At 59.6% G+C, this 24,563-nt stretch carries 23 protein-coding genes, 2 pseudogenes and 2 riboswitches; of the genes and pseudogenes, 14 read left to right on the top strand and 11 right to left on the bottom strand.

The features are described from left to right. Positions 1-73: 73 nt before the first annotated feature. Positions 74-337: a hypothetical protein gene (locus ACERZ8_RS02995; RefSeq protein ID WP_407590631.1), complete on the top strand. Its 264-nt coding sequence runs from the start codon at positions 74-76 to the stop codon at positions 335-337. A 161-nt stretch (positions 338-498) separates the two neighbouring features. Here ACERZ8_RS02995 and ACERZ8_RS02990 read toward each other — a convergent pair whose 3' ends face one another. From ACERZ8_RS02990 to ettA, 3 genes and pseudogenes are all read right to left on the bottom strand, one after another. Beyond that, entirely contained in the window at positions 499-867 is a 369-nt protein-coding gene (locus ACERZ8_RS02990; RefSeq protein WP_407590629.1) for an eCIS core domain-containing protein, read from the bottom strand. 705 nt (positions 868-1,572) lie between these two features. Continuing rightward, positions 1,573-1,914, bottom strand: coding sequence for a hypothetical protein (locus ACERZ8_RS02985; RefSeq protein WP_407590628.1), 342 nt, complete (start codon positions 1,912-1,914; stop codon positions 1,573-1,575). Between the two features lie 227 nt (positions 1,915-2,141). Next, a pseudogene (ettA, locus tag ACERZ8_RS02980) lies at positions 2,142-3,795 on the bottom strand (energy-dependent translational throttle protein EttA). Positions 3,796-3,945: 150 nt separating this feature from the next. On the opposite strand from ettA, the gene ACERZ8_RS02975 reads away from it, so the two are divergent. From ACERZ8_RS02975 to dacB, 3 genes are all read left to right on the top strand, one after another. Beyond that, positions 3,946-4,416, top strand: a complete 471-nt coding sequence (locus tag ACERZ8_RS02975) for an MOSC domain-containing protein (RefSeq protein ID WP_407590627.1) — start codon at positions 3,946-3,948, stop codon at positions 4,414-4,416. Between the two features lie 63 nt (positions 4,417-4,479). Then, positions 4,480-5,094: a nicotinate-nucleotide adenylyltransferase gene (locus tag ACERZ8_RS02970; protein WP_407590626.1), complete on the top strand. Its 615-nt coding sequence runs from the start codon at positions 4,480-4,482 to the stop codon at positions 5,092-5,094. Positions 5,095-5,141: 47 nt separating this feature from the next. After that, complete coding sequence (gene dacB / locus ACERZ8_RS02965; protein ID WP_407590625.1) at positions 5,142-6,635, top strand: D-alanyl-D-alanine carboxypeptidase/D-alanyl-D-alanine endopeptidase; 1,494 nt, start codon at positions 5,142-5,144, stop codon at positions 6,633-6,635. Positions 6,636-6,669: 34 nt separating this feature from the next. Here dacB and ACERZ8_RS02960 read toward each other — a convergent pair. Next, positions 6,670-7,962, bottom strand: a pseudogene (locus tag ACERZ8_RS02960) (D-amino acid dehydrogenase); the annotation flags it as partial. A 1-nt stretch (position 7,963) separates the two neighbouring features. After that, positions 7,964-8,071: riboswitch (glycine riboswitch) on the bottom strand. A 16-nt stretch (positions 8,072-8,087) separates the two neighbouring features. Then, a riboswitch (glycine riboswitch) is annotated at positions 8,088-8,181 on the bottom strand. A gap of 208 nt (positions 8,182-8,389) precedes the next feature. On the opposite strand from ACERZ8_RS02960, the gene ACERZ8_RS02955 reads away from it, so the two are divergent. Genes ACERZ8_RS02955 through ACERZ8_RS02940 form a run of 4 tightly spaced genes read left to right on the top strand, consistent with a single transcriptional unit; the run spans position 8,390 to position 12,746 of the window. Then, positions 8,390-9,514: an ABC transporter permease gene (locus tag ACERZ8_RS02955; protein WP_407590624.1), complete on the top strand. Its 1,125-nt coding sequence runs from the start codon at positions 8,390-8,392 to the stop codon at positions 9,512-9,514. Continuing rightward, complete coding sequence (locus ACERZ8_RS02950; RefSeq protein WP_407590623.1) at positions 9,511-10,302, top strand: ABC transporter ATP-binding protein; 792 nt, start codon at positions 9,511-9,513, stop codon at positions 10,300-10,302. The genes ACERZ8_RS02955 and ACERZ8_RS02950 overlap by 4 nt, the downstream gene beginning before the upstream one ends. An 18-nt stretch (positions 10,303-10,320) precedes the next feature. Then, a complete protein-coding gene (locus tag ACERZ8_RS02945; protein ID WP_407590622.1) occupies positions 10,321-12,099 on the top strand; it encodes an MlaD family protein in 1,779 nt (592 codons plus the stop codon). Next, positions 12,096-12,746, top strand: coding sequence for an ABC-type transport auxiliary lipoprotein family protein (locus ACERZ8_RS02940; RefSeq protein WP_407590621.1), 651 nt, complete (start codon positions 12,096-12,098; stop codon positions 12,744-12,746). Before ACERZ8_RS02945 ends, ACERZ8_RS02940 begins: the two co-directional genes overlap by 4 nt. A gap of 3 nt (positions 12,747-12,749) precedes the next feature. On the opposite strand, the gene ACERZ8_RS02935 is transcribed toward ACERZ8_RS02940, so the two are convergent. Beyond that, on the bottom strand, positions 12,750-13,151 hold the full coding sequence (locus tag ACERZ8_RS02935) for a DUF4864 domain-containing protein (RefSeq protein WP_407590620.1): 402 nt from the start codon (positions 13,149-13,151) through the stop codon (positions 12,750-12,752). 63 nt (positions 13,152-13,214) lie between these two features. Next, complete coding sequence (locus ACERZ8_RS02930) at positions 13,215-14,792, bottom strand: lysine--tRNA ligase (protein ID WP_407590619.1); 1,578 nt, start codon at positions 14,790-14,792, stop codon at positions 13,215-13,217. A 143-nt stretch (positions 14,793-14,935) separates the two neighbouring features. On the opposite strand from ACERZ8_RS02930, the gene ACERZ8_RS02925 reads away from it, so the two are divergent. Further along, on the top strand, positions 14,936-15,361 hold the full coding sequence (locus tag ACERZ8_RS02925) for a tellurite resistance TerB family protein (RefSeq protein ID WP_407590618.1): 426 nt from the start codon (positions 14,936-14,938) through the stop codon (positions 15,359-15,361). Positions 15,362-15,385: 24 nt separating this feature from the next. Here the strand turns inward: ACERZ8_RS02925 and ACERZ8_RS02920 are convergent, their stop codons facing one another. Beyond that, positions 15,386-16,201: a cobalamin B12-binding domain-containing protein gene (locus ACERZ8_RS02920; RefSeq protein WP_407590616.1), complete on the bottom strand. Its 816-nt coding sequence runs from the start codon at positions 16,199-16,201 to the stop codon at positions 15,386-15,388. A gap of 229 nt (positions 16,202-16,430) precedes the next feature. Here ACERZ8_RS02920 and ACERZ8_RS02915 point away from each other — a divergent pair, with 229 nt between their 5' ends. Further along, positions 16,431-18,716, top strand: coding sequence for a glycosyl hydrolase family 28-related protein (locus ACERZ8_RS02915; RefSeq protein WP_407590615.1), 2,286 nt, complete (start codon positions 16,431-16,433; stop codon positions 18,714-18,716). A gap of 39 nt (positions 18,717-18,755) precedes the next feature. Here the strand turns inward: ACERZ8_RS02915 and ACERZ8_RS02910 are convergent, their stop codons facing one another. Continuing rightward, positions 18,756-19,352, bottom strand: a complete 597-nt coding sequence (locus ACERZ8_RS02910) for a hypothetical protein (protein WP_407590614.1) — start codon at positions 19,350-19,352, stop codon at positions 18,756-18,758. 170 nt (positions 19,353-19,522) lie between these two features. Between ACERZ8_RS02910 and ACERZ8_RS02905 the strand changes: the two genes are divergently transcribed. Both ACERZ8_RS02905 and ACERZ8_RS02900 read left to right on the top strand, forming a co-directional pair. Further along, positions 19,523-19,993: a DUF427 domain-containing protein gene (locus tag ACERZ8_RS02905; RefSeq protein ID WP_407590613.1), complete on the top strand. Its 471-nt coding sequence runs from the start codon at positions 19,523-19,525 to the stop codon at positions 19,991-19,993. 70 nt (positions 19,994-20,063) lie between these two features. After that, on the top strand, positions 20,064-20,324 hold the full coding sequence (locus ACERZ8_RS02900) for a TFIIB-type zinc ribbon-containing protein (RefSeq protein ID WP_407590612.1): 261 nt from the start codon (positions 20,064-20,066) through the stop codon (positions 20,322-20,324). Here the strand turns inward: ACERZ8_RS02900 and ACERZ8_RS02895 are convergent. Together ACERZ8_RS02895 and ACERZ8_RS02890 are read right to left on the bottom strand one after the other, a co-directional pair. Next, positions 20,321-20,659 carry a hypothetical protein gene (locus ACERZ8_RS02895; RefSeq protein WP_407590610.1) on the bottom strand — a complete coding sequence of 113 codons (339 nt, stop codon included), beginning with the start codon at positions 20,657-20,659 and terminating at the stop codon, positions 20,321-20,323. The genes ACERZ8_RS02900 and ACERZ8_RS02895 overlap by 4 nt on opposite strands. Positions 20,660-20,863: 204 nt before the next feature. Beyond that, the gene (locus ACERZ8_RS02890) at positions 20,864-21,283 is read right to left on the bottom strand and encodes a hypothetical protein (protein ID WP_407590609.1); all 420 of its coding nucleotides are present in this window, start codon (positions 21,281-21,283) and stop codon (positions 20,864-20,866) included. 315 nt (positions 21,284-21,598) lie between these two features. Here ACERZ8_RS02890 and ACERZ8_RS02885 point away from each other — a divergent pair, with 315 nt between their 5' ends. Together ACERZ8_RS02885 and ACERZ8_RS02880 are read left to right on the top strand one after the other, a co-directional pair. Continuing rightward, a complete protein-coding gene (locus tag ACERZ8_RS02885; protein WP_407590608.1) occupies positions 21,599-22,015 on the top strand; it encodes a hypothetical protein in 417 nt (138 codons plus the stop codon). 143 nt (positions 22,016-22,158) lie between these two features. Further along, on the top strand, positions 22,159-22,341 hold the full coding sequence (locus ACERZ8_RS02880; protein ID WP_407590607.1) for a helix-turn-helix domain-containing protein: 183 nt from the start codon (positions 22,159-22,161) through the stop codon (positions 22,339-22,341). A 40-nt stretch (positions 22,342-22,381) separates the two neighbouring features. Here ACERZ8_RS02880 and uvrB read toward each other — a convergent pair whose 3' ends face one another. Beyond that, complete coding sequence (gene uvrB / locus ACERZ8_RS02875) at positions 22,382-24,562, bottom strand: excinuclease ABC subunit UvrB (RefSeq protein ID WP_407590606.1); 2,181 nt, start codon at positions 24,560-24,562, stop codon at positions 22,382-22,384. Position 24,563 lies beyond the last annotated feature (1 nt).

Below are 24,563 nucleotides of genomic sequence, written 5' to 3'. Positions count from 1 at the left end.
CCTTTTTTGCGACAAATCGCTGGAAATCAGCAATCGCCGCTCCATCTCTTGACCTGATTAGGGAGTGCGCCACATGACACGTATGGAAAATTTGCAACCAGACCTTGATGAACAGGCCCGTCAGGACGCCGTCTATGAGCGGGCGATGTCGTCGATCAACGCCTCCCGACGGGAGGTCGAGCGCAAGGGTTACGTGGTGATGGGCGGGGCGATGTCCTATGGTGAGGGCGCGCTGGGCGATGGCTGGTTTGGCAAGATCAGCCACGGGGCCAAGCTGTTCATGATCGCCTTTGGCTGCGCCGTGCCGCCGTTTCTGGTGTGGTGGGTCCTGCTCTGATCCGGGCAAATCCGACGATGACCGAGAGGTCCCGCGCTGCGGGGCCTTTTTTGGTGTCCCACGCTGGGACACCCCTTTGGTTCATGAAAAATCAATGGGTTACAGAGGCGGATTAACCAACCGTTAGGGTTTGTCCGCCTTCCGACACCACGTTTTTCAGCCTATTTCGAGACCAGAACCTTGCCCTTTTGCTCCTTGGGCAGCTTCTTGCCCCCGGCCTGCTGAATGACGTGGGTCAGTTCGTGGGCCAGCAGTTCCTTGTTCTTGGCGTCACCGGGCTTGGCCATGTAGATGTTGGGGCCCATCGCAAAGGCCTTGGCGCCCAGCTCCTTGCAGATGTCGCCCGCGTTGCCGCCGACATGGACCCGCGCCTTTTTCAGGTCGGCCCCGAATTCCGTTTCGAGTGCTTCGACCACGTCCGGCGGCAGCTTGGAGGCCTTGGTGCCCTCGGGTTCGGTCTTGATCGGTTTGACCTTGGCTTTCTTGCCCTTCACCTTATCGACGATCTTCTTGATTTTGTCGTTGGCCATGCGGCTTCTCCAATGGGGATGTGTTCAATACGAGGGAGTATAGCATGGCGGGTGGCGATGCGGGAAGTAGGGGAAAGCTGTAGGGGGTTTGGGGTTGGTTGGAGCCAAGACGCCCCGCGTTTTCGCCGGCTCAGCGTCCGCTTGCGGGCGCGTCACCCGGCAGCGTATCGCGAAGCGATGCGCGGGAGGGTCCGACTTGATAGGTTTGAATTGTTCCCAGCGGAAACGCCCCGCGTTTTCGCCGCCCCCGACCGCCCCCATGGGCGGGGGCGACTTTGCCGCCCCCGGGTTCTTGCGACCCTCTGCGGCCTCAAAGGCTCCACAGGAGCCTTTGCAAGACGGCCTTCGACCCGCGGGCGGGGGCTTGGGCTGGCTTGTGAGGCATGTCTAGGACGGAAGATGTTGAAGAAAGCGCGAAACAACTGTCTTTGTTCCTGATTTATTAAAACGAGCTTCAATCTTGTCGCCTTTAATATCTGTCACCCTTCCTTCACCGAATTTTTGGTGAAAGACGCTGTCGCCGAGTTCTAATGCTATGGCTGGAAATTTGGTCTCCTCTCGGTCTGACTCTTGGAGGAGGAGCTGTTGAATGATTTGGTTCGTCAACAATTTGAGAAAGGTCTTCAATTTTTTTAAACATTTGCAGGACTAGTTGCTCCAAATTGTCACCACTCTCTTCAAGTTTTTCAAATCCAAGAGCAACAGTTACCGGATTGCTAACTTCCTTTTTTTGTGCAATTCACTTAGTTGAACACGAATCCTCTTGATCACTTGAGCATGTGATGTCGGGTCATCGTAAACATATTTGATGGTGTTAATGCCTGCCACATCGAAAGGAGGTTTTTCAACCCAATCGGAAACCAAGATGCAAGGTTTTTTGTAGGCATGACGTATCCCAAGTTCATAAAAAACATTTGCGTTCAAGGCTGACAGATCAGCGATAACCAAATCGGCTGCGACTAACTGTTGTATGATTTCAGTAGTGATGTGAGTCGGTTTATCAGATTTATCTACTCTAATTGGATCTCCATAGCCTAAACCTTCCAAGCCCGGCTTGATAATATATTCGAGTAGACAGTCACTTTGGCGACGGATTTGTGATCCTTCGTCACCAATGGGGCATACAACAAAACAACTTTTTTTGACTTATCCAAAACCACACCTCTCGAAATTCAGTTTCTCACCAATAACACTTTTTTTCGTCTAAGAGCGAACGCGCCCGCCAGGGCGGACGCTGCCTCGCACCCGTTGAATTTACTTCGTAAAGTTCAACGTCAACGAGCGAATTTCTTGTGTTTCAGTCGTTTGGGTTCAAGGGCATCCGGTCCAAGCCTACGCTTTTTGTCTTCCTCGTAGTCCTCAAAGTTCCCCTCGAACCACTCCACATGCGCGTTCCCTTCGAACGCCAGCATATGCGTGCAAATCCGATCCAAGAAGAAGCGGTCGTGCGAGATCACCACGGCGCAGCCGCCGAAATCGACCAGAGCGTCTTCCAGCGCGCGCAGGGTTTCGACGTCCAGATCGTTGGTCGGTTCGTCGAGCAGCAGCACGTTGCCGCCTGATTTCAAGAGCCGTGCCATGTGGACGCGGTTGCGTTCGCCCCCGGACAAGAGGCCGACTTTTTTCTGCTGATCGCCGCCCTTGAAGTTGAAGGACGAGCAGTAGGCGCGGGAGTTGACCTCGGCATCGCCAAGCTGGATCAGTTCGGCCCCGCCCGAGATGGCTTCCCATACGTTGTCGTCCGGATTCAGGTCATCGCGGGACTGGTCGACATAGGACATCTGCACTGTATCGCCGATTTCGACGCTGCCTGCGTCGGGGGTTTCCTGCCCAGTGATCATCTTGAACAGGGTCGATTTGCCCGCGCCGTTGGGGCCGATCACGCCAACGATGGCGCCGGGGGGGATCGAGAATTCGAGGTTTTCCATCAAGAGCTTGTCGCCCATGCCCTTGGTCAGCCCGTTCACGTCGATCACCTTGCCGCCAAGGCGCTGGCCGTTGGGGATGACGATCTGGGCGTAGGACAAACGCTCGCGCTCGGACGTTTCCAGCATGTCGTTGTAGTTGTTGATCCGCGCCTTGGATTTCGCCTGCCGGGCCTTGGCCCCCTGACGCATCCATTTAAGTTCGCGTTCGAGCGTTTTCTGGCGGCTCTTGTCTTCGCGCGCTTCCTGTTCGAGGCGCTTGGCCTTTTGTTCGACCCAGGAGGAATAGTTGCCTTCCCATGGCACGCCCTTGCCGCGATCCAGTTCGAGAATCCATCCCGTGATCGAGTCGAGGAAATAGCGGTCGTGCGTGACGATCAGGATCGTGCCCTTGTAGTCGATCAGGTGCTGTTGCAGCCACGCGATGGTTTCGGCGTCAAGGTGGTTGGTCGGTTCGTCCAGCAGCAGCATTTCAGGCGCTTCGAGCAGCAGTTTGCACAAGGCGACGCGCCGCGCCTCGCCGCCTGACAGCTTGGTGACGTCCGCATCATCGGGGGCAGCGCAGCGCCTCCATGCTCACGTCGATCTGGCTGTCGAGATCCCAGAGGTTTTCGGCGTCGATCTGGTCTTGGAGTTGCGCCATCTCGTCCGCTGTTTCGTCGGAGTAGTTCATCGCCAGTTCGTTGTAGCGATCGAGGATCGCCTTTTTCTTGGCCACGCCCAGCATGACGTTGTCGCGCACGCTGAGGTCGGGGTCGAGCTTGGGTTCCTGCGGCAGGTAGCCGACCTTGGCCCCTTCGGCGACCCAGGCCTCGCCTGAGAAATCCTTGTCGAGGCCGGCCATGATTTTCATCAGCGTGGATTTACCCGCGCCGTTGACCCCCACGACCCCGATCTTGACCCCGGGCAGGAAGTTGAGGTGGATGTTTTCAAAGCATTTCTTGCCACCCGGATAGGTCTTGGAAACGCCGGACATGTGATAGACGTATTGGTAGGCGGCCATGGCACGCTCCTGATCTGTCGAAGGACTGGTTTGCCCGTCAGATACAGGCGCACATGGCGGTGTGCAATGGCGGGTCGTGTGGTTGTGGTGTTTGCGTGTGGGGGCGGTGTCTGTCAGCGTCTGCGTGAAGGGCGAAGTGGGGGAATTGGGATGAGCGATCTGCATGCGATGATGGCCCGTTACGCCCAATCGGGCCGTGTGGACTGGATCGGTGTGCGCCCGGAGCGCCGCGCCGATATGGTGCCGCTCGACGCGGTTGAGGTGACGGAGGACGGGCTTGAGGGTGATCATGGGCGACCGGGCAAGCGAGCCGTGACCCTTGTTCAGGCAGAGCATCTTGCGGCCATTGGTGCATATCTGGGCCGTCCCCCGGTTTTGCCAGTGCCGTTGCGGCGCAACATCGTGATTGCCGGGCTGAATTTGGCTGCCCTCAAGGATCGCCGTATCGCTGTGGGGGGTGCCATTTTGCATCTGAGCACGATTTGCGCGCCTTGTTCGCGCATGGAGGAAGAGTTCGGGCAGGGCGGGTATGTGGCGGTGCGTGGCCATGGGGGCTGGTGCGCCAGCGTTGTCGCGCCCGGTCTTGTCAGGCTGGGTGATCCGGTGCGCCCCGTTGATTGACAATTGCGCCCATCTGCTGTCCGGTCCCGCGTCGCGGCCCCTTTTGTTCAGGACAGTCCCTTGATGCGCCACGCCTTTCCACTCGCCAGACCCGGGCAGACCATCGGTCTGCTGGGGGGATCGTTCGACCCGGCCCATGAAGGGCATGTGCACATCACCCGCGAGGCGATGAAGCGTTTTGGCCTGAGCCATGTCTGGTGGCTGGTCAGCCCTGGCAATCCGCTGAAAACCCGCGGACCCGCGCCGCTCGAACGGCGCATGGCGCGTGCCCGAACTGTCATGCAGGACCCGCGGGTCACCGTCACGGATATCGAGGCGCACCTTGGCACCCGCTATACCGCGCAGACGCTGGCCGCCCTCATGGCGCGTTATCCGGGCGTGCGGTTCGTGTGGTTGATGGGGGCGGACAATCTGGCCCAGCTGCATCACTGGCAGGATTGGGAATGGATCATGGAGCGTGTTCCCGTGGGCGTTCTGGCCCGCCCCGGTGACCGGATTTCCGCAAGGATGAGCCGGGCGGCGCGACTATACGCACAGTACCGTATCTCGGGCCGGGCCAGCCACATGCTGTCGCGTGTAGAGGCCCCGGCGTGGTGCTTTGTGAATGTGGCGATGTCGGGCCAATCCTCCAGCGCGATCCGCGCGGCGGGGGCATGGGGCGCGGTTGAGGAAACGTGATCAGTTGAGTGCTTGTTTGGCCCGCAAAGCTGGGGTTACATGCGCTTATGTTCAGCACGATTTCCAGACGCGTATTCCTGAGTTTTCTCGCCAGCGGTGCCGCCACAACGGCCTTGTCCGCCCCTCCGACGGCGTCCTTGCGGCCCGTGGCGCGCGGAGTGGGCCATTTCAAGAAATCGGTTCCCGGTGCGGATGCGATTGTCGCTGCGGCCAAGCTGGGTGGTCGCGTGTGCTACGCGGTTGCTGACGCACGAACAGGAGCGCGACTGGAAGGTGGCAATGCCAAGACCGGCACGCCGCCGGCAAGTGTGGCCAAGGCGGTGACCGCCCTTTATGCCCTGAACGTCCTTGGACCGTCGCATCGGTTTACCACGCAAGTGATGGCCACGGGATCGGTGTCCGGTGGTGTGGTGCAGGGCGATCTGATTTTGGTGGGCGGGGGTGATCCGACACTGGACACCAATGCGCTCGCCGCCCTGGCCGCTGCCCTCAAGGCCAAGGGCATCCGGGAAGTGCGCGGAAATTTCAAAGTGGCCGAAGGTGCGCTGCCTTACATCAAGACCATCGACAAGGATCAGCCGGATCACGTGGGCTATAGCCCTGCCGTCAGTGGCGTCGCGCTGAATTACAATCGTGTGCATTTCGAATGGAAGCGGTCTGGCGGCTCCTATGGGGTGACGATGGATGCGCGTTCGGACCGTCTGCGCCCGGGTGTGTATGTTGCCAAGATGCAGATCGTGGACCGCCGTGTGCCGGTCTACACCTACGCGGATGGGGGGCGCAGCGACAACTGGACTGTCGCCAAGGCCGCTTTGGGCAATGGTGGTGCGCGCTGGTTGCCGGTGCGCAAGCCTGCGCTTTATGCAGGCGACGTGTTCCAGACGCTGGCGCGCTCGCACGGTATCGTGCTGAAGAACCCCAAAGTTGTGGATCGCGCCCCGCGTGGCACGGTGCTGGCCCAACATCAAAGCGATGATTTGCGGACCATCCTGCGGGCCATGCTGCGCTATTCGACCAATATCACCGCCGAAATGGTCGGCATGTCGGCAACGGCGCGTCGCACAGGGCGCGTGCCTGCCAGCCTCAAGGCGTCCGCATCCGAGATGAACCGCTGGGCCAAAGCCGCCCTTGGCACCAGCGCGATGCGGCTGGTCGATCATTCGGGCCTTGGTGGCGACAGCAAGATGACAGCCGATGATATGGTGCAGGCATTGGTGAAGGCGCATGGCAGTGCCGTGCTGCGCCCGATCCTGAAACCTGTGGCGATGCGCGATGAAAAGCGGCGCATCCTCAAGAACCACCCGATCAGTGTCGATGCCAAGACGGGCACGCTGAACTTTGTGTCCGGGCTGGCCGGGTACATGACCGCCCGCGATGGGCGGGTCATGGCATTCGCCATCTTTGCCGCAGACGAGGCGACGCGGTCGCGGATCGCCAAGGCCAACCGCGAGGCCCCGCAGGGCGCACGCAGTTGGAATGGACGGGCCAAGGTCATGCAGCAGCGGCTGATCGACCGGTGGGGTGCTGTGTACGGAAGTTAAGGCAGGTAAGGCGGATCCTGATCCGCCCCGCCTGTCACGCGGCGTTTTTCATCCGTGCCGCGTCGATGCAGTCCGCGACCCCTTGGGCGGTGGCAGCAGACAGGGTCCAGCCCAGATGCCCGTGGCCGGTGTTGTAGTAGACGCCGGGTTTCTTGCCGGGTCCGACCTTTGGCATCATCGAGGGCAACATGGGCCGCAAGCCCGCCCATGGCACACAGTGTTCCGTGGAAACGGCGGGAAAGAACGTCTCGCACCAGTCGCGCAGTGGTTTGATCCGGTCATCGCGGATGTCGAGGTTGTAGCCGTTGAATTCCGCGGTTCCTGCAATCCGCAGGCGGTTCTTGCCCAGACGCGAGGTCACGACCTTGGCCTGATCATCGAGCAGGCTGACCCAAGGTGCGGCCTCTTGGCTCGCGGCATCGTCGAGGTTGACGGTGATCGAGTACCCTTTGACCGGATAGATATTCACGCGGTCGCCCAGTTGGCCGGCGATGGCCTTGCTGGCCACCCCGGCGCAGACCACGATGCCGTCAAAGATTTCGCTGTTTTTCGCCGCACCTTCAGTCCAGTCCAGCCGGACGTCGGCGCCGGTGTGCTGGATTTCGGTGACGATGGATTTGTAATGGAATTTTACGCCCATCTTTTCGCAGGCATCGCTGAGTTTGCGCGAAAAGCTGTGGATGTCGCCGGTGAAATCGCTTTCGGTGTAGAACCCACCAAGCGTTTCGGTTTGGAGGGCCGGTTCCAGTTTGCGCACTTCGTCTGCCGACACCTCGCGCCGTTCCAGCCCCGCCTTTTCCAGCAGCACGTTCACGCGCCGGGCGTGGTCGAATTCGGACTGTTTGTTGTAGATGTGCAGGATGCCACGCCGTTCCATGTCGAAGTCGACGCCGACTTCGCTGGCGAAATCCAGCAGGTGTTCGCGCGCGGCGATGGCCAGACGCGCTGTGGCAATCGTGTTGGCCTCGTATTGGGGGATGTTGCCCATGAACTCGGCCATCCACGACAGTTTGTGCCAGCTGGGTTTGGGGTTCACGAGCAGGGGCGCTTCGGGGTGGAACATCCATTTCAGCCCCTTCATCACGGTGCCCCAACGTGTCCATACCTCGGCATTGGACGCCGACAGCTGCCCGCCATTTGCAAAAGACGTTTCCATCGCCGCATAGCGGTTGCGGTCGAACACGGACACCTCATAGCCGCGACGGGCCAGAGCGTAGGCGGTGGTGATACCGGTGATACCGGCGCCGATCACGGCGATATGGGTCATGTGGGGATCCCCCGAAAAAGCGACGCAGTTGACATGGACGCGCCCGGCGGCATGCCGGTTCGCGTCCCCATCTGTTGCGTAACCTGAGAGTTTGACGCCGGTGGTCTGGCGCTTTCTCCTTCGGTGGGCCGGGGGCGTCTGCGCCCGACCGCTCTCCAGATCGTCGATGTACCCGTTTGGCGGGCGCGGCTGGCACGGTTCTGTGTGCCTGAGAGTTTGTCGGGGCGTTGCTCCTTCGGCGGCAGGTGATCTCGACCTGCGCTCTCCCATGTCAGCCTTGGCGACTGAGCGCGATATAGGGGGTTGGATGCCGTTCGGTCAATCGATTTGATTGCACGATTTGATGCGTGTTTGGCGAGCGTGTCCGGCGCGACACGAACGTGGTGCCCGCCCCCCTGCAAAGGCGTGGCCATTGCCGTTGGGTTGGGGTATCACAAACGGGTTGCCGCACAGATTTTCTGTGATCTCTCTGCTGGATTGACGTTGTATGACCGCCCCGACGCTTCGTATTGACGAGTCGAAAGATGTGCCCGTTCTGCAGGTAGCCGGGCGCTTGGTTATTGAATACCTTGAGGCGATTGAACCCGCGTTCCGCAAGACCACGCCAGACACCAAAACGCTGCGCATTGATCTGGATGGTCTTGAGGCGCTCGACACCAGCGGCGCGTGGTTGATTGCGACCCTCAAGACGCGGCTTGAGGCGCAGGGTGTCAGTGTCGAGTTGATCGATACCTCGTCCAATCGCACGGCGCTGATCGACACCGTCCAAGAGGCATTGCCGAAAGAGGATGGCGCTGAGGCTCCGCCACGGGGCCTTATCCCTTGGGTGGCGGGTATCGGTGCGGCGACGGCTGGCATTGGTGCATCGGCGATGTCGCTTGTGAGTTTTCTGGGCGAGATACTGTCCCGCTTTGCCTATGGCGTGGTGCGTCCGCGTCGCTGGCGCACTGCGGCCCTTGTCAGCCAGATGGAAGAGACCGGGTTTCACGCCATTCCCATCGTCATTCTGATGAGCTTTCTGATCGGGATCGTTCTTGCCTTTCAGGGGGCCTCGCAATTGCGCCAGTTCGGGGCCGAGGTGTTTGTCGTCGATCTGATCGCCATCTCGATCCTGCGCGAATTGGGCATTTTGCTCACCTCGATCATCGTGGCGGGCAGGTCAGGATCGGCCTTTACCGCCTCGATCGGGTCCATGAAGGTGCGCGAAGAGTTGGACGCGATGCGCACCCTTGGCCTTGACCCTATCGAAGTGCTTGTGCTGCCCCGCGTCATCGCGTTGGTGATCATGTTGCCCATCCTCGGCTTCATCGCCAACGTGTCCGGCCTGTTTGGTGGCGCGCTGATGAGCTGGATCGAACTGGGTGTAAGCCCGAGCATGTTCATCACACGCCTGCAGGAAAATACCGACATCTGGCATCTGGCCATCGGGATGATCAAGGCCCCGTTCTTTGCCGCGATCATTGCGACCGTGGCGTGCTGGCAGGCGATGCAAGTTCAGGGATCTGCGGACAGTGTTGGGCGGCACACAACAACCTCGGTGGTGCAGGCAATCTTTCTCGTGATTGTGGCCGACGCCGTGTTTTCAATCTTCTTTTCGGAGCTGGGTGTATGACCGACAGCCCCGCAACCCGGAGCGACCGCGAGGCGGTGATCACTGTGCGTGGGCTGAGAAACCAGTTTGGCCCGCAGGTTGTGCATGACAATCTGGACCTTGATGTCTGGAAGGGTGAGGTGCTGGGCATCGTTGGCGGATCGGGTACGGGCAAATCGGTGCTGTTGCGCACGATTGTGGGGTTGAACCGCCCCGCTGCCGGATCGATCAATGTGCTGGGTTCGGATGTGCTGCATGGCAGCCGTGAAGAGCGGTTGCGCGCAGAAAAGCAGTGGGGTGTCGCGTTTCAGGATGGTGCGCTGTTTTCATCGCTGACCGTGTTGCAGAATGTCGAAGCGCCGATGCGCGAGCATCTGAAACTGAGCGCGTCGCTGATGAAGGCGCTGGGGGAGCTGAAGATCAGCCTTGTAGGCCTGCCGCAACTGGCCTGTGGCAAGCTGCCTTCGGAGCTTTCTGGTGGCATGCGCAAGCGCGCCTCGCTCGCCCGCGCGCTGGCGCTGGACCCGGCCATCGTGTTTCTGGATGAACCGACGGCGGGTCTCGATCCTATCGGGGCGGCGGCCTATGATGAGTTGATCAATGAATTGAAGCGTTCGTTGGGCCTTACGGTATTTATGGTGACCCATGATCTCGACTCTCTTTATGCGATCTGCGACAGAATTGCGGTACTCGCTGAAAAGCGGGTGCTGTTCGAAGGGCCGATTGAAGGCATGACAGAGATCGACCATCCTTGGGTGCAGGAGTACTTTACCGGCCCCCGCGCACGCGCCGCACAAGAGAAAACCTGAGGAAGGCTGCTCAAGAACATGGAAACCAAAGCCAACTACGTTCTGATCGGGCTGTTTACCCTGTTCGGCATCATCGGTGCCCTTGGCCTGCTGCTGTGGCTGGCCAAGGTCGAGGTGGACCGCCAGTACGCCTATTACGACATTCTGTTCGAGGATGTTTCGGGCCTCGGGTCGGCCAGCGACGTGCGCTATAACGGTTTGCCTGTCGGGCAGGTGGTGGGACTGGAACTGGACGAGGACGATTCCTCGCAGGTGCGCGTGCGCATCGAGATTGCGGCGGACACACCAGTGAACACCGAAACCGTGGCCCAGTTGCAGTCCCAAGGGGTCACAGGCGTCAGTTTTGTCGGCCTGTCCGGTGGGTCCGAGACATCTGTCGCCTTGCCCAGCAACAGTGAAATCCCGTCGGAACGCACGGCCTTGCAGTCGGTGTTCGAAGGCGCGCCGGTGGTTCTGGACCGTGCGGTCGAGCTGCTGGAAAACGTCAATGACGTGTTCAACACCGAAAACCAGGAGGCGGTGTCGACGATGCTGGAAAATCTGGCCTCTGCCTCGGCCCGCATCGACACTGTTTTGGATGACTTTGAAGTTTTGTCGGGTGATCTGGGGTCAGCCGCGCGCGAAATCGCGACATTTACCGACCGGCTTGATTCACTGGCCAGCACGGCTGAAACCACGCTGACGACGGCGACAGGCACGTTGGAAACCGCGAATAGCACCATCGCGCAGGTGAGCACGTTCACGAATGATGATCTGGTGCCGCTGGCGGGTGATCTGCGCACCGCGACCCAGACAGCCAATCGCGTCATTGGCGAAGTCGGCGTGCAGGCGGGTGAGATTGCGGAACGGATTGACGCCCTTGCCGAGCGGGGCGGCGTGGTTCTGGACGGCGCGACTGAAACGCTGGAAACGGCGAACCAGACCTTTGCGTCGGCCAATACGGCGATTGAGGGGATCACCACGTTCACAAGCGCCAACCTTGTGCCCCTGTCGGATGACTTGCGCACCACCACGCAGACCGCGAACCGCGTCATCACAGAGGCGGGTAGCGAGGTGCAGCGGATTGCGGGTCGCATCGACGATCTGGCGGATCGCAGTGGTGTTGCGCTTGATTCCGCCACGGTGGCCTTGGATGACGCGCAACTGACCATCCGCGATGCACGCACCACGGTGGCGCGCGCCAACACGTATTTTGACGAACAGTTGACGCCCCTTACGGACGATCTGCGCACCACGACGCAGACGGCCAACCGTGTGATCGACGAGGTTGGCAGCCGCGCGTCGGTGGTTGCGGATCGGTTCATCACCTTTGCCGATGACGGAACTGCGTTGATCGCGACGGCGGACCAGACCTTTACCAATGCGGACGTTACGCTGGCAGCCGTCTTTACCGCGATGGAGGATGCGTCGGTCACGCTGGCCTCGGCCAACAGGACGTTTGAAATGGCCAACCGCATCATCGAAGAAGACGTCGAAGGTGTGATCGCCGATCTGAGCGGTGCGGCGACCGCGCTGACGTCGACGGTGAACAAGACGGCGGAGAGTATCGACACTGTCACCGAACAGGTGCTGGCCGCGTCCACCTCTGCGGCCAACCTTACGGCATCGCTGGAGCAAGTCGTGCGCAACAACCAGCGCCAACTGTCTGATTTCGTCCGGCTTGGCTTGCCCTCGGCGCTCAGCTTTACCGAAGAAGCGCGCAGTCTGGTCGTCAATATCGAGCGGCTGGTCAACAAGATCGAACGCGACCCGGCACGCTTTTTGCTGGGCACTCAAAACTCAAGGTTCAGTAGATGATCTCTTTTTCGAAACCGTGGCCGCTTGCTCTGTTGCTTTTGATCGCCATGCCGGGCTGTGCTGCGCTGTCGGGTTTGACGGCGGCGAGCATCCCCAACGAATTGTATGTGCTGACACCCAAAAGTACGTTTGACGCGGATCTGCCGCGCTTGCGCTATCAGATCGCGGTGCAGGAACCGACTGCGACCGCATCTGTCGACACGGATCAGATTGCCGTGCAGCCAACGCCGCTTCGGGTGCAGTATTTGCCGCAGGCGCGCTGGGTCAACCGGGCGCCGTTGATCGTACAGTCGCTGATGATCGAGAGTTTTGAAAACTCCGGCCGCGTTCCTGCGGTGGGCAGTTCCGCAATTGGTTTGCGGGCCGATTTCCTGATCGTGACGGACATTCGCGAGTTTCAGGCGATTGTGCCACTGGAAAATTCGGACGCACCGCTTGAGGTCGATGTCCGTCTGAACATCAAGGTTGTGGATGCCTTTTCGGATCGTATCATCGCCTCACGCTCGTTCGAAGAGATCACGCAAGCGGCCTCTGACAGTGCAAGTGACGTCACCCTGGCGTTCGATCTCGCCTTGGGCGGCACGTTGCGGGATGCGGTGGAATGGAGCATTCGCGAAATCGCGGCATATGGCGCGCCGCGTTTCTGATCCTTATGCGCTGACGCCGACGCTTTCCAGAAGCTGCACACCGTTGATTTTCCAGCCGGCTTCGGTTTCCAGCATCCGGTAATCCAGCACGTGTACACGCCCTTCGGCGTCTACGATCTGCACTTTTTGCCAGTAGCTGCCGTTTTCCTCGCGCAGTTCAAGATAGGTGACTTCGGATGGGCGCCAGACCATCGGATAGCCTTGCGTGACCATGCGCCCAAAATTTTCCGGCGTGCGGAAGATGCCACGGATGTTGGGCGAGGCGAATTCGAAGGCTTCGGCGAAGTTGTCGGATTTGAAGGCTTCGATCTGGCTGCCGATCACGCCTTCAATCTCTGTGCCCTGGGCCCATGCCGACCCTGCCATGGCTGACGCAAGTGCGACGCCCATCATCCATTTCCGCATCTGTCATCTCCTTGTGTGCAAGAAGAATGATAGCGCATGTCCGATGTCCGCCAAGCCCGGTGTCTAGCGGACCAGTTCGCCTGCCAGCCCCTGATCGATGAGGGCGATGGTTTCATCAACGCCGTAAAGCGCGATGAAGCCGCCGAAACGGGGCCCCTGGCTTGCGCCGAGCAGCACCTCGTAGAGGGCGGTGAACCAACCCCTGAGCGGGTCAAACCGGTCGCGCCCCACGGCGTAGACCACGGATTGCAGCGCCTCGTCATCCAGCGCGCCGTCATATTCGGTCAGTTCGCTGCGCAAGGCCTCCAGTGCTTCACGCTCCTGATCTGTGGGCAGTCGATAGGTTTTCGTGGGCTTCACGAAGTCGTTGTAGTAGCGCACGGCAAACCCGACGGCCTGATCCATGCCGGGATGCGTTTCCGGCCCTGTGCCTGCCGCATAGCGCTGGATGAAGCCCCAAAGCGTATCCTTGGTCTCGGCACTGCTGACTGAGGCGAGGTTGAGCAGCATCGAGAACGGCACCACCATGTCACTGGCAGGCACGTCACCGCCGTGGATGTGCCACACCGGGTTGTTCAGCTGTTGAGTCTCGTCCTGTGTCGCGTAGGCGCGCAGTTGCTGATGGTATTCGTCAACGGCCTTTGGGATCACGTCGAAATACATCCGCTTCGCCGTTTTGGGCTTTTGATACATGAAGTAAGACAGCGATTCCGTGCTGGCATAGGTCAGCCATTCATCAATGCTGATGCCGTTGCCCGAGGATTTCGAAATCTTCTGGCCCTTGTCGTCCAGAAAAAGCTCGTAGCTGTAGTGCTCGGGCGGGCGCGCGCCGAGTGTCCGGCAGATCGCGTCATAGATTTTCTCGTTGGTCGCGTGTTCCTTGCCGTACATCTCGAAATCGACGCCAAGGGCGGCCCACCGCGCCCCGAAATCAGGCTTCCACTGTAGTTTGACGTTGCCGCCTGTGACGGGCAGCGTCCATTCCTTGCCCGTCTCATCGTCAAAGGTGACAGTGCCATTTTGCGCGTCCACGTTTTTCATGGGCACATACATGACCCGGCGGCTTTCGGGATGCAGGGGCAGAAAGATCGAGTATGTCTGCTGGCGTTCCTCGCGCAGGGATTTCAGCATGATTTTCATCAGGTCGTCATATTTATCCGCGCATTTCAGCAGAATCTCGTCAAATTGCCCGGATGCGTAGAACTCGCGCGCCGAGACAAATTCATAGTCGAAGCCAAACGTGTCGAGAAACCGCCGCAGCATAGCGTTGTTGTGGTGTCCAAAGCTTTCATGGGTGCCGAACGGGTCGGGCACATCCGTCAGGGGGCGCTGCAAATGCTGTTCCAGCCGTTCCGGGTTCGGGACGTTGCCGGGCACTTTGCGCAACCCATCGAGATCGTCAGAGAAACAGATCAGTTTGGTGGGGATGTCCGAGATCACCTCGAACGCGCGGCGCACCATCGTTGTGCGCAACACCTCGCCGAAGGTGCCGATATGGGGCAGGCCGGACGGTCCGTAGCCTGTTTCGAACAGGACGAAACCCTTTTCCGGCGGGGCGTTCTGATAGCGCTTGAGGACCTTGCGTGCCTCTTCAAATGGCCACGCTTTGCTTGTCATCGCACTGTCACGCAAACTCGACATAAGGTATTGTCCCAATCCATGCCCGTCCGCCCGGTGCGGGGGTCAATTCGACGCGGCCTGTGGCGCGCATCATCCCGCCGGTACCTATTGCGAGGGGGGCAGGCGTCAATATTGAGGGGGTGCCGAAGTGGAAAGGAAGACCCATGTCCGAAACCGAACAACTGAGCCTGACGCCGCAGGACGCCCTTGTCGCTGTGATGATCGCCATTTCGGCCTCGGATGAGGACATCCGCACGGCTGAACTGGTCAAGATCAATGCAGCCGTGAACCACCTGCCGGTTTTTGCCAGCTATGATCTGGACCGGATGAACGGTGTCGCGCAGACGGTGTTTGACCTGTTTGAGCAGGAGGACGGGTTGGATGCGTTGTTCGGCCTTGTGCGCGAGGCTTTGCCCGAGCGGCTTTATGAGACGGCCTATGCCCTGGCCTGTGACGTCGCTGCGGCGGACGGCACGCTGGAAGAGACGGAACTGCGCCTGCTCGAAGAGATGCGATATGAGCTGGAGATTGATCGGCTGCATGCAGCGGCGATTGAGCGTGGGGCGCGGGCGCGGCATCTGACAGTCTGATCACTTGGCATTGATGGCTGTGCGTCAGGCGTGATGACCCTTGAGCCATGCCTTTTCAATGAATTGGCGTGCCGCCGGGATGTCCGTCGCCACCGCGTCCACATCCATCAGTGAGACAATGTCGTCGGCGGCATGCGCGATGTTGCCACTGACAAATATCCGGGCGTTGGGGTTGTTGATCCGCAGGGCGAGGACCAGTTTCGCCAGATCAGCCGCAGAATGCCTGCCCGCCGCGGACAATCCGATGATCGGGGTTTCGGATGCCGACAAGGCATCGACCAGTTCGTCGTGCGATTTGCCGACTTTGAGGTCAATATCCCAGCCTTCTTTCCTGAAGATGTCGCTGGCCATGCGCACGCCGAGAACATGCGTTTCGCCCGGAACGGCGGCGAACACGGCTGACTTGACCTCGACAGGGCCGCGCGGCGTGAACAGATGGCTGAGGCCGCGGATGATCGAATAGATACGGCTGGTGCCGACTGTCACTTCGACGAAGGACACGTGGTCATCCGTCCACCACTCACCCAATAGACGGGCCGCCCCCGCAAGGTAGCTGAGGTAGACGGCCTCAAGACTGGCACCATCTTCGCGCAGATTCTGAATGATGCGCGCGCCTTCCTGATCGTCGTCCGAGATCAGAGCGTAGGCGAGCCTTTCGATCTGTTGGGCAGAGGGTGCGTTGATCAAGGTGTTGTTGGTCGCATTTCGCGATTTGATGCGGTTCAGGATTTCAGCGACGATACCATCGATTGAATCTTCGGGGAGTTTCGCCTTGAGGCGGCGCACGTCGGAATGTGCCTTCTGAAAGGTGTCATGGGCGAACTGTCGGTTGGCGTCCATCTTGGCGTTCCCTCCCCTTGGGGCGCAGCCGAATCCGGTGGCGAGTCGGAATCTCAACGCTGGGTAGACGGTAGAGCATGAGTCTTCGATCTGTCAACTTTGGTTTACAGTTGTGTTGCGCGGCGCGATCGCCCATCGCACGCCCGCCTGACCGCCCGTTAACACCCTGTTGATACTTCCACATCCCGAACAGGCCGAACCTCCGGCCTCTGCAAAGAAGGATGTATGGATGAACAAGGCGATCACTGATGGCGTGCTGCTGATGCCGCCGCCCTTTGCGAATGGTCTGGATGTTTGGTCGAGCGGGATTGGAACGCCGGGGTCTGACACGTATCAGAACGCTGCGAACGCTGCGCTTGTCCCAGCCGATCAGGATTTTGGCGGTTGCCTGGAGTTGCTGAAAGTGTCCGACAACACGCGGGTCCGCTATATGGGTGAGACGCCTGTGTCGCCCGGATGCTATCTGCGCGTGACAGCGCGCGTCAAAGCAATTAGCGGCAACCTCCCCACGGCTTGGATCTCGGCATATGCCGCACGGGCCGACGGCAGTTGGATCAGCGGAGTCACTGTCACATCGACCAGTGTGCCGCTGACATCCTACGGCGAGGTCGTTGAGGTGTCGGCGATCGTCGGAATTGGCAATCGGGGTGGCGTGGATTTCGTCTGGGGCGGCGACGCCGCCTATGGGCATTTTGGTATCAGTCTGACGGGACCAAATGGCGGTATCGTGCGCATTGATGACATCGAGATTGAAGACGTATCGTCGGTCTTTCTGGGTGATATTGTTTCCACCGTGGACGTGCGTGATTTTGGTGCCGTTGGCGACGGAACGACGGATGACAGCGATGCGTTTGATGCGGCCAACGCAGCAGCCAATGGGCGTACCATTCTGGTGCCTGCAGGGACATTCCGGTTGGAAAAGGACGTCGCCTTTGACCACCCCGCGAAGTTCGAGGGCCAAGTCGATATGCCTGTCGACAAGATGCTGCTATTGCGCAAGAATTTTGATCTGCCGACCTACATCGAAGCGTTTGGAGAGGAAGGCGTTGCCTTTCGCAAGGCGTTTCAGGCCCTGCTGAACAGTTCGGATCACGAAAGTCTGGATCTGGGTGGACGACGGGTGCAGGTCGATGGACCCATCGATATGCAAGCCGCTGTGCCGAACCGCGATCAGTTCAACACCCGTCGCGTCATTCGCAATGGCCAAATTGAGGCCGTCGGTGACAACTGGGACACGATTGTCGCCACAAGCCCGGCAACCTACAGCACGTCCAATGCGCGCACCCTCACCAACGTGACCAACATTGCGAATATCGAGGTCGGGTCGCTTGTTGAAGGCAACGGCGTGGGTCGGGAAATCTATGTCCGTGATGTCAACATTGCGGCCGAAGAAATCACACTGAACGCGCCGATCTATGATGCGGTCGGCACGCAGACCTACACGTTCAGCCGGTTTCCCTATCTTGTCGACCTGAGCGGCTTTTCGAAGCTGTCCAAGTTCAACATGTCCAACATCGAATTCCAGTGTAACGGCAAGTGCAGCGGCATCCTGCTTGCCCCGACGGGGCCGACATTCGAGTTGCAGGAATGCTTTATCAGCCGTCCAAAGGATCGTGGCCTGACGTCCATTGGCGGCGGGTGCCAGGGCATCCTGATTGATCGCTGCCAGTTCCTGTCCGCCGAAGAAGGTCAGACCGTGGATCAGCGTACGTCCATCGCGCTGAACGTGAATTCCAACGACGCCAAGATACGTGATTGTCGTGCCACGCAGTTCCGCCATTTCATCTGCGCGGCGGGTCAGAACCACCTGATCATGGGCAACCACTTTTTCCAGGGTGATGGTGTGTCCGGTGGCATTCGCACGGCAGGTATTGTCCTGCAGGACAACTTCACCGCCAGTGTGATCAGCGGCAACTATATCGACAATTGTTTTGTCGAATGGACGAACGAGCGGGACCCGACACCACAGTTTACCGCCGGGTTCTCGTTCAGCTCGTTTAGCCTGACCGACAATGTGTTCCTGGCCAGCGATGTGGCGGACTGGTTCAGCTATCTGGTGGTCAAACCACATGGGTCAGGGCATTTCCTGAACGGCGTTTCGGTCACGGGGAACCGGTTCCGTTGCATCAATGGATCGATGACCCGGGCCGAGCGTGTCGATACGAGCTTTTCCGATCTGAACCATGATCGAAATCGTTCGGTCTACTTCGAAGGCAATTCCTATCACAACGTGCAGGAGCAGGCGTCCAATCCGTTGCTGGTTGCCCATGATCAGAACACGAATGCCAAGATCTGGACCATCAGCACCAACAAGCAACTGCCCTTTGAGAGCTATTGCCAGTTTGTGGACTCGGTCGCCTTGACCGGGGACATCCGCAATACCTCCAATGCGCGCGTGTTCGAGAACCCGGTTGGCAAGGGTCGCATCGGCGCGAATGAAGATCAATTCACGCTGGAGTTCGCCTCGACCGTCCGGGGCCAGGTGCGCGCAACGGTTCGCATGGACAAAGACTAAGATTTCTTTTCGGGTGGGCCTTTCGGGGTCCGCCCGGATTTAAAAGCTGCGCCAGAGCCCTAGTTTCAGCGCATATTCTCCATCTTCGGCTTCCAAGCCGATCTGGTAGCGGGTTTCTCCATCCTGTTTGGGCCGCCAGATCAACGATGGCGCGAGTGTGGTGGAGGTGTTTGTTTCGGTGCGGCTGAGAAACACCTGCATCATGACCTGGACGCTGTCGGACAGTGTCAGCCCCACGGTTCCATCAACTTTGAGCGTGATGTTCTGCCCTGTGGTTTCCCATTCGGCCGCTGTGTCGATGGACACCCACCCGGACCGATCCCAGAACGTGACGCCGCGCCCGTAGTTTAAACCCGCGCGCACAAGGGGCGCTGTGTCGCTGCCGAACGTGCTGCCAAGGCCAATTTCATAGGCCAGTTTGTAGGCGCGTTCGCCCGTTGGTACCGGTTTGCGCAGGAACAGAAATGCCGTGCCATCCCCCATGCGCCCTTCGACCACATCCATTTCTGCGTCGGCCTTGAACCCCAGCGTCAGCTTGGGACGCAAACCGTATTCGAAGTAAATTGAGCCGTCTGCCTGTCCGACTTCGTTCAGGGTTGTTCCGAACGACAAAAACGCCGTTCCCACATCACGCATCCATGCACCTGCCTGGGCGGGCAGAGGCAACATCAGGGGTATGAGCAACGCTGCAATGCGCATTCGGGGCGATCCAAAGTGGTTAATGAAACCTGACTTGGCCATCATCTTGGTTAACATTCCGTTAGGACGGCCTCGCCTTCGGGGCGGGGCGGATTAAGTCCAGCGGCATGGAGTTATTGGTTGAAAATGTTCAGTCCTACCCGCGTCCCCCTGCGCTTGAACCGGTGCCGCAACGGGTGCGGGTGATGCTGGGCGGAGCGGTCGTTGTCGACACGACTGCCGCTTTGCGTGTTCTCGAAACGCACCATGCGCCCAGCTACTACGTGCCGCGCGTGGACATTTCCGGTGACGTGTCGCCATCGTCAGGCACGTCGTTTTGCGAATGGAAAGGGCGGGCAACGTACTGGACGATTAACGCCGGTGAAGTCGAGGCGAAAGGCGCGGCCTGGAGCTATCCAAGTCCCTCCGCGCGTTTCGCTGCCCTTCGGGATCACCTTGCGTTTTATGCAGGTCGGATGGAGGCGTGTTTTGTCGGCGCGGTGCAGGTTATCCCGCAGCCGGGAGATTTTTACGGCGGCTGGGTGACGCCCAATCTTACCGGGCAGATCAAGGGCGCGCCGGGCACGCGGCACTGGTGATACCCACTTGTGCGGATGTACCGGGGCAGGTCCCGACCTATCTGTCCGTCAGGACCAAAGGAGGACACACATGCAATGCCCAATTGACGGAACCGAACTTGTGATCGCGGATCGCTCTGGTGTTGAGATCGACTATTGCCCGGCGTGCCGTGGCGTGTGGCTGGACCGGGGCGAGTTGGACAAGATTATTGAACGTGCGGCCGCCTACAGCGCGCCACCACCCCCACCACAGCCGAGCGAACGTACCCAGGACCGCCGCTATGACAGGCCGGGCGGGCGCAAGCGCAAGGGCGGCATGGGCGATCTGCTGGGCGATATTTTCGACTTCTAGGCGACGCGGGCCAGCAGGACCATGGCGAGCAGGGCGCAGGCCAGCCCGGCATATTCACGGGCATAGAGCCTCTCGCCAAACCAGAGCGCGCCAATCATGGCCAGCGCCAGCAATGTGATCATGGAGTAGGCCACGCCGGCCTGCACCAGCGTCACGTGGCGCATGGCGAAGAACCAGAACAGCGCTGAAATTCCGTAGAGAACGCAGCCCAGAACAACGAGGGCGGACCAGATGGGGTGGCCTCCGTCGGCGGCGAATTTGATGGCCGTGTCGCCGATGATGACGATCAGGGCGGTGATGAGGGTGAAACCGAAGCCGAACAATAAATGGGTCATGAAAATCGCCTTTTTGAGGCCGTTTGCACGGCGGGAGGCAGTCATATTCTTGAATAGGTTGAGGGTAGCCGACCCTGTGGGCGCCGCGTAGTGGGGTATTCCCGACCATTGGGGTTTCAGGGTGTCCCATGCTGGGACATCCCTTTGGCTTATAAAAATCAATGGGTTACAGAGCTGAATTAGGGGACTCTTAACCTTTTGGCCTCAGGCCACGGGTGCTGTTGTGCAGGCGCGGAACTTCTGGACGGGCTCTGCTGCGCCCTCCAGAGACACCGTCACGGCGGCGGTCTGGGTGAAGGCAGTGGCGGTTGTGTTGAACTCAAGCCCGTCGAGGACGTTGCCAAAACCGGAGTCCGTCACGGTGAGCGTCGCGCCGTCGGTCTGGTGCCTTTGGGTCGAGATGGTGTTTGGGGCCGCCCCGTCGAAACGGATGGAGAAGGCAGGGGCCGCGGGCCATGCTTGCGGCGTGGTAACCTTGATCGCGTAGAGGCGGGTGGTGTGGTCGTAGGTGAGTTCGACATCCGCGCGCGCCTCGGTGTGGGTGAGGGTGCAGATGGGAGTTGGGGTGAACTCCCACGCGTGGGCCGGGGTGGTGAGGAGGAGGAGGGGGATGAGGTGGCGCATGTTCGGGAAGGTAGTCCGGTTGACGCGTCAGGCCAACGGTGATCGTTGGTGCGTAGGGCGGCGCCCGACCTGGGTGGGCGCTTTGGAGCAGTTGGTTTGCTGGATGGCTTTGAAGCATGGATGTGGGATGGGTGGCTGGTGACTTCGCCAATAGCGCCCTCCCGGGGGAGGTCGGGCGCTGCCCGGCGGTGCCGCCGGGTGCAAACTTGCCGGGTACGCCGTTGACGTATGTGCGCCAATGGCGTATGTGGGTATCAAGGGGCAGTAGAAACCCGGAAGGCAGCAACGACAGGCAGGATAATATGGAGTTGGACAGTGTCAAAGATTTTGAAATCTGTGCCGGGTGTTCCGTTTATGGCGACGGACTACCCGATTACAGTTGCAGAGGTTCCTCAAGCAACTGTCATGCTTGAAGAATTGCTGACAGAATGTCAGCGCGATGAATTGGTAGACTGCTTAGCCTACCAACCAGACGTGGGGGAACCATTGGGAAAGCTTTCCCAAGTGCGGACAAATGTATTCGCATTTGAGACGGCCAATGGCTTCGACGAGATCACGGTTGTGTACTTCTTCCATGATCTAAATATGCCTTTGTACATCCTTGCGGTGTACGAGGGTGAACGGGTTTCAGGACCCACAACACGGGAGGAAATAACTATGGAACGCCTAGCTGCCGAGCTTGTCCAAACTAGCATTAAAGACGCGAGAAAAGCGTCAAACAGCAGTGCCTAGGTATTACCCAGGCTTGGAGATAGAGGCAAAGGAGAATGTACCATGCATGAAGTTATTAAGGGCCTAGAGCAGGCCCTCGAACATGCACGGGGGGTATCAATGGAACGAAAACTCGAAAGGTTCGAGTTCCGGACAACATAGATGTGCGTGCAATTCGAGAAAAACTCGGAATTTCTCAAGCGGAATTCGCAATCCGTTTCGGTTTTAGCTTGTCGAGCTTGAGAAATTGGGAGCAAGGTCGCAGGTTTCCTGACGGACCTGCTCGCACACTGCTTAAGGTGATAGACGCTGATCCAAAAGCAGTTGAAAGTGCACTTACTGGTTAAAACAACTCGGCGGAAGGTGCTTATTGCTTCTTCCGCCGCTTTACATTCCCCCGCGCTGCCCAGCCCGCCCGGCCGTACTCCGCCCAGCCGCCTTCTGCGCATCGCCCACGGCCTTCTCCACCGCGTATTGCCGCGCCAGTGGGTCGTCCGCCACAACCAAATCCACTGCTTCCAGCCGTTTGACCTCGTCCCGTAGCCGCGCGGCCTCTTCGAATTCCAAATTCTCCGCCGCTTTGCGCATGTCCGCGCGCAACCCGTCCAGCACGGTTTGCAGGTTGCCGCCCGCCATGCTTTTGTCGATCTTGGCGGTCACACGGGACTGGTCGGTGTCGCCTTTATAAAGGCCCGCCAGCACATCCTCGACGTTCTTTTTCACCGTCTCGGGCGTGATCCCGTGTTCTTCGTTATAGGCCATCTGCTTGGCGCGGCGGCGGTCGGTTTCGGCCAGTGCGCGCTCCATCGAACCTGTCACCTTGTCGGCATACATGATCACGCGGCCGTCGGCGTTACGTGCGGCGCGCCCGATGGTCTGCACGAGGGATGTTTCGGAGCGCAGGAACCCTTCCTTGTCCGCATCGAGGATCGCGACCAGCCCGCATTCTGGGATGTCGAGCCCCTCGCGCAGCAGGTTGATGCCGATCAGAACGTCGAAGGCCCCGAGGCGCAGGTCGCGCAGGATTTCGATCCGTTCCAGCGTGTCGATGTCGGAGTGCATGTAGCGGACTTTTATGCCCTGTTCGTGCATGTATTCGGTCAGATCCTCGGCCATGCGCTTGGTCAGCGTGGTGCAGAGCGTGCGCATCCCTGCGGCGGTGACGCGGCGCACTTCGTCCAGCAGATCGTCGACCTGCGTGCCGACGGGGCGGATTTCGACCATGGGGTCCAGAAGGCCCGTGGGGCGGATGACCTGTTCGGTGAAGACGCCGCCCGCCTGTTCGAGTTCCCATGCGGACGGGGTGGCCGAGACGAAGACGGATTGCGGGCGCATGGCATCCCATTCCTCGAATTTGAGGGGGCGGTTGTCCATGCAGGAGGGCAGGCGGAACCCGTGTTCGGCCAGTGTGAATTTGCGCCTGTAGTCGCCTTTGTACATGCCCCCGATCTGGGGGACGGAGACGTGGGATTCATCGGCAAAGACGATGGCGTTGTCGGGGATGAATTCGAAGAGCGTGGGGGGCGGTTCGCCCGGGGCGCGGCCTGTGAGGTAGCGCGAATAGTTCTCGATCCCGTTGCAGACGCCGGTGGCTTCGAGCATTTCGAGATCGAAGTTGGTGCGCTGTTCGAGCCGTTGTGCTTCGAGCAGTTTGCCCTCGTTCACAAGCTGGTCGAGGCGGATTTTGAGTTCCTCTTTGATCTTGATGATGGCCTGGGACATCGTCGGTTTTGGCGTCACGTAGTGGGAGTTGGCGTAGACGCGGATATGCTCCATCACGGCTGTCTTTTCCCCCGTCAGGGGGTCGAATTCCGTGATGCTTTCCAGTTCCTCGCCGAAGAAGGAGAGCCGCCATGCGCGGTCATCAAGGTGTGCGGGGAAGATTTCGAGCGCGTCGCCCCGGACCCGGAAGGTGCCCCGGAAAAACGCCTGATCGTTGCGTTTGTATTGCTGGGCGACGAGGTCGGCGATGACCTGGCGCTGGTCGTAGGATTTGCCGACCTTGAGGTCTTGCGTCATCGCGCCGTAGGTTTCGACCGAGCCGATGCCGTAGATGCAGGAGACCGATGCGACGATGATCACGTCGTCCCGTTCCAAGAGCGCCCGCGTGGCGGAGTGGCGCATGCGATCGATCTGTTCGTTGATCTGGCTTTCTTTTTCGATGTAGGTGTCGGAGCGCGCGACGTAGGCCTCGGGCTGGTAGTAGTCGTAGAAGCTGACGAAGTATTCGACGGCGTTGTCGGGGAAGAACCCTTTGAATTCGCCATAGAGCTGCGCGGCCAGTGTCTTGTTGGGTGCAAGGATGATGGCGGGGCGCTGGGTTTCCTCGATCACCTTGGCCATGGTGTAGGTCTTGCCTGTGCCCGTGGCCCCCAGAAGCACCTGATCGCGGTCGCCTGCCATGACACCTGCGCTCAGTTCCTGGATCGCGGTGGGCTGGTCGCCTGCGGGCTGGAATTCGGTGTTCATGCGCAGCCGCTGCCCGCCTTCGAGCTTGAGGCGGGTGCGGACATCTTCGGCCGGGTTGGCGAGGAAGGTGTCGGTGGAATCGGTGTGTACGTGGGGCATG

This window comes from Tateyamaria armeniaca (assembly GCF_045797845.1).
GTDB classification, from domain to species: domain Bacteria; phylum Pseudomonadota; class Alphaproteobacteria; order Rhodobacterales; family Rhodobacteraceae; genus Tateyamaria; species Tateyamaria armeniaca.
Note: the sequence above shows the minus strand (reverse complement) of the source record. Positions and strands in the feature narration are given on the sequence as shown.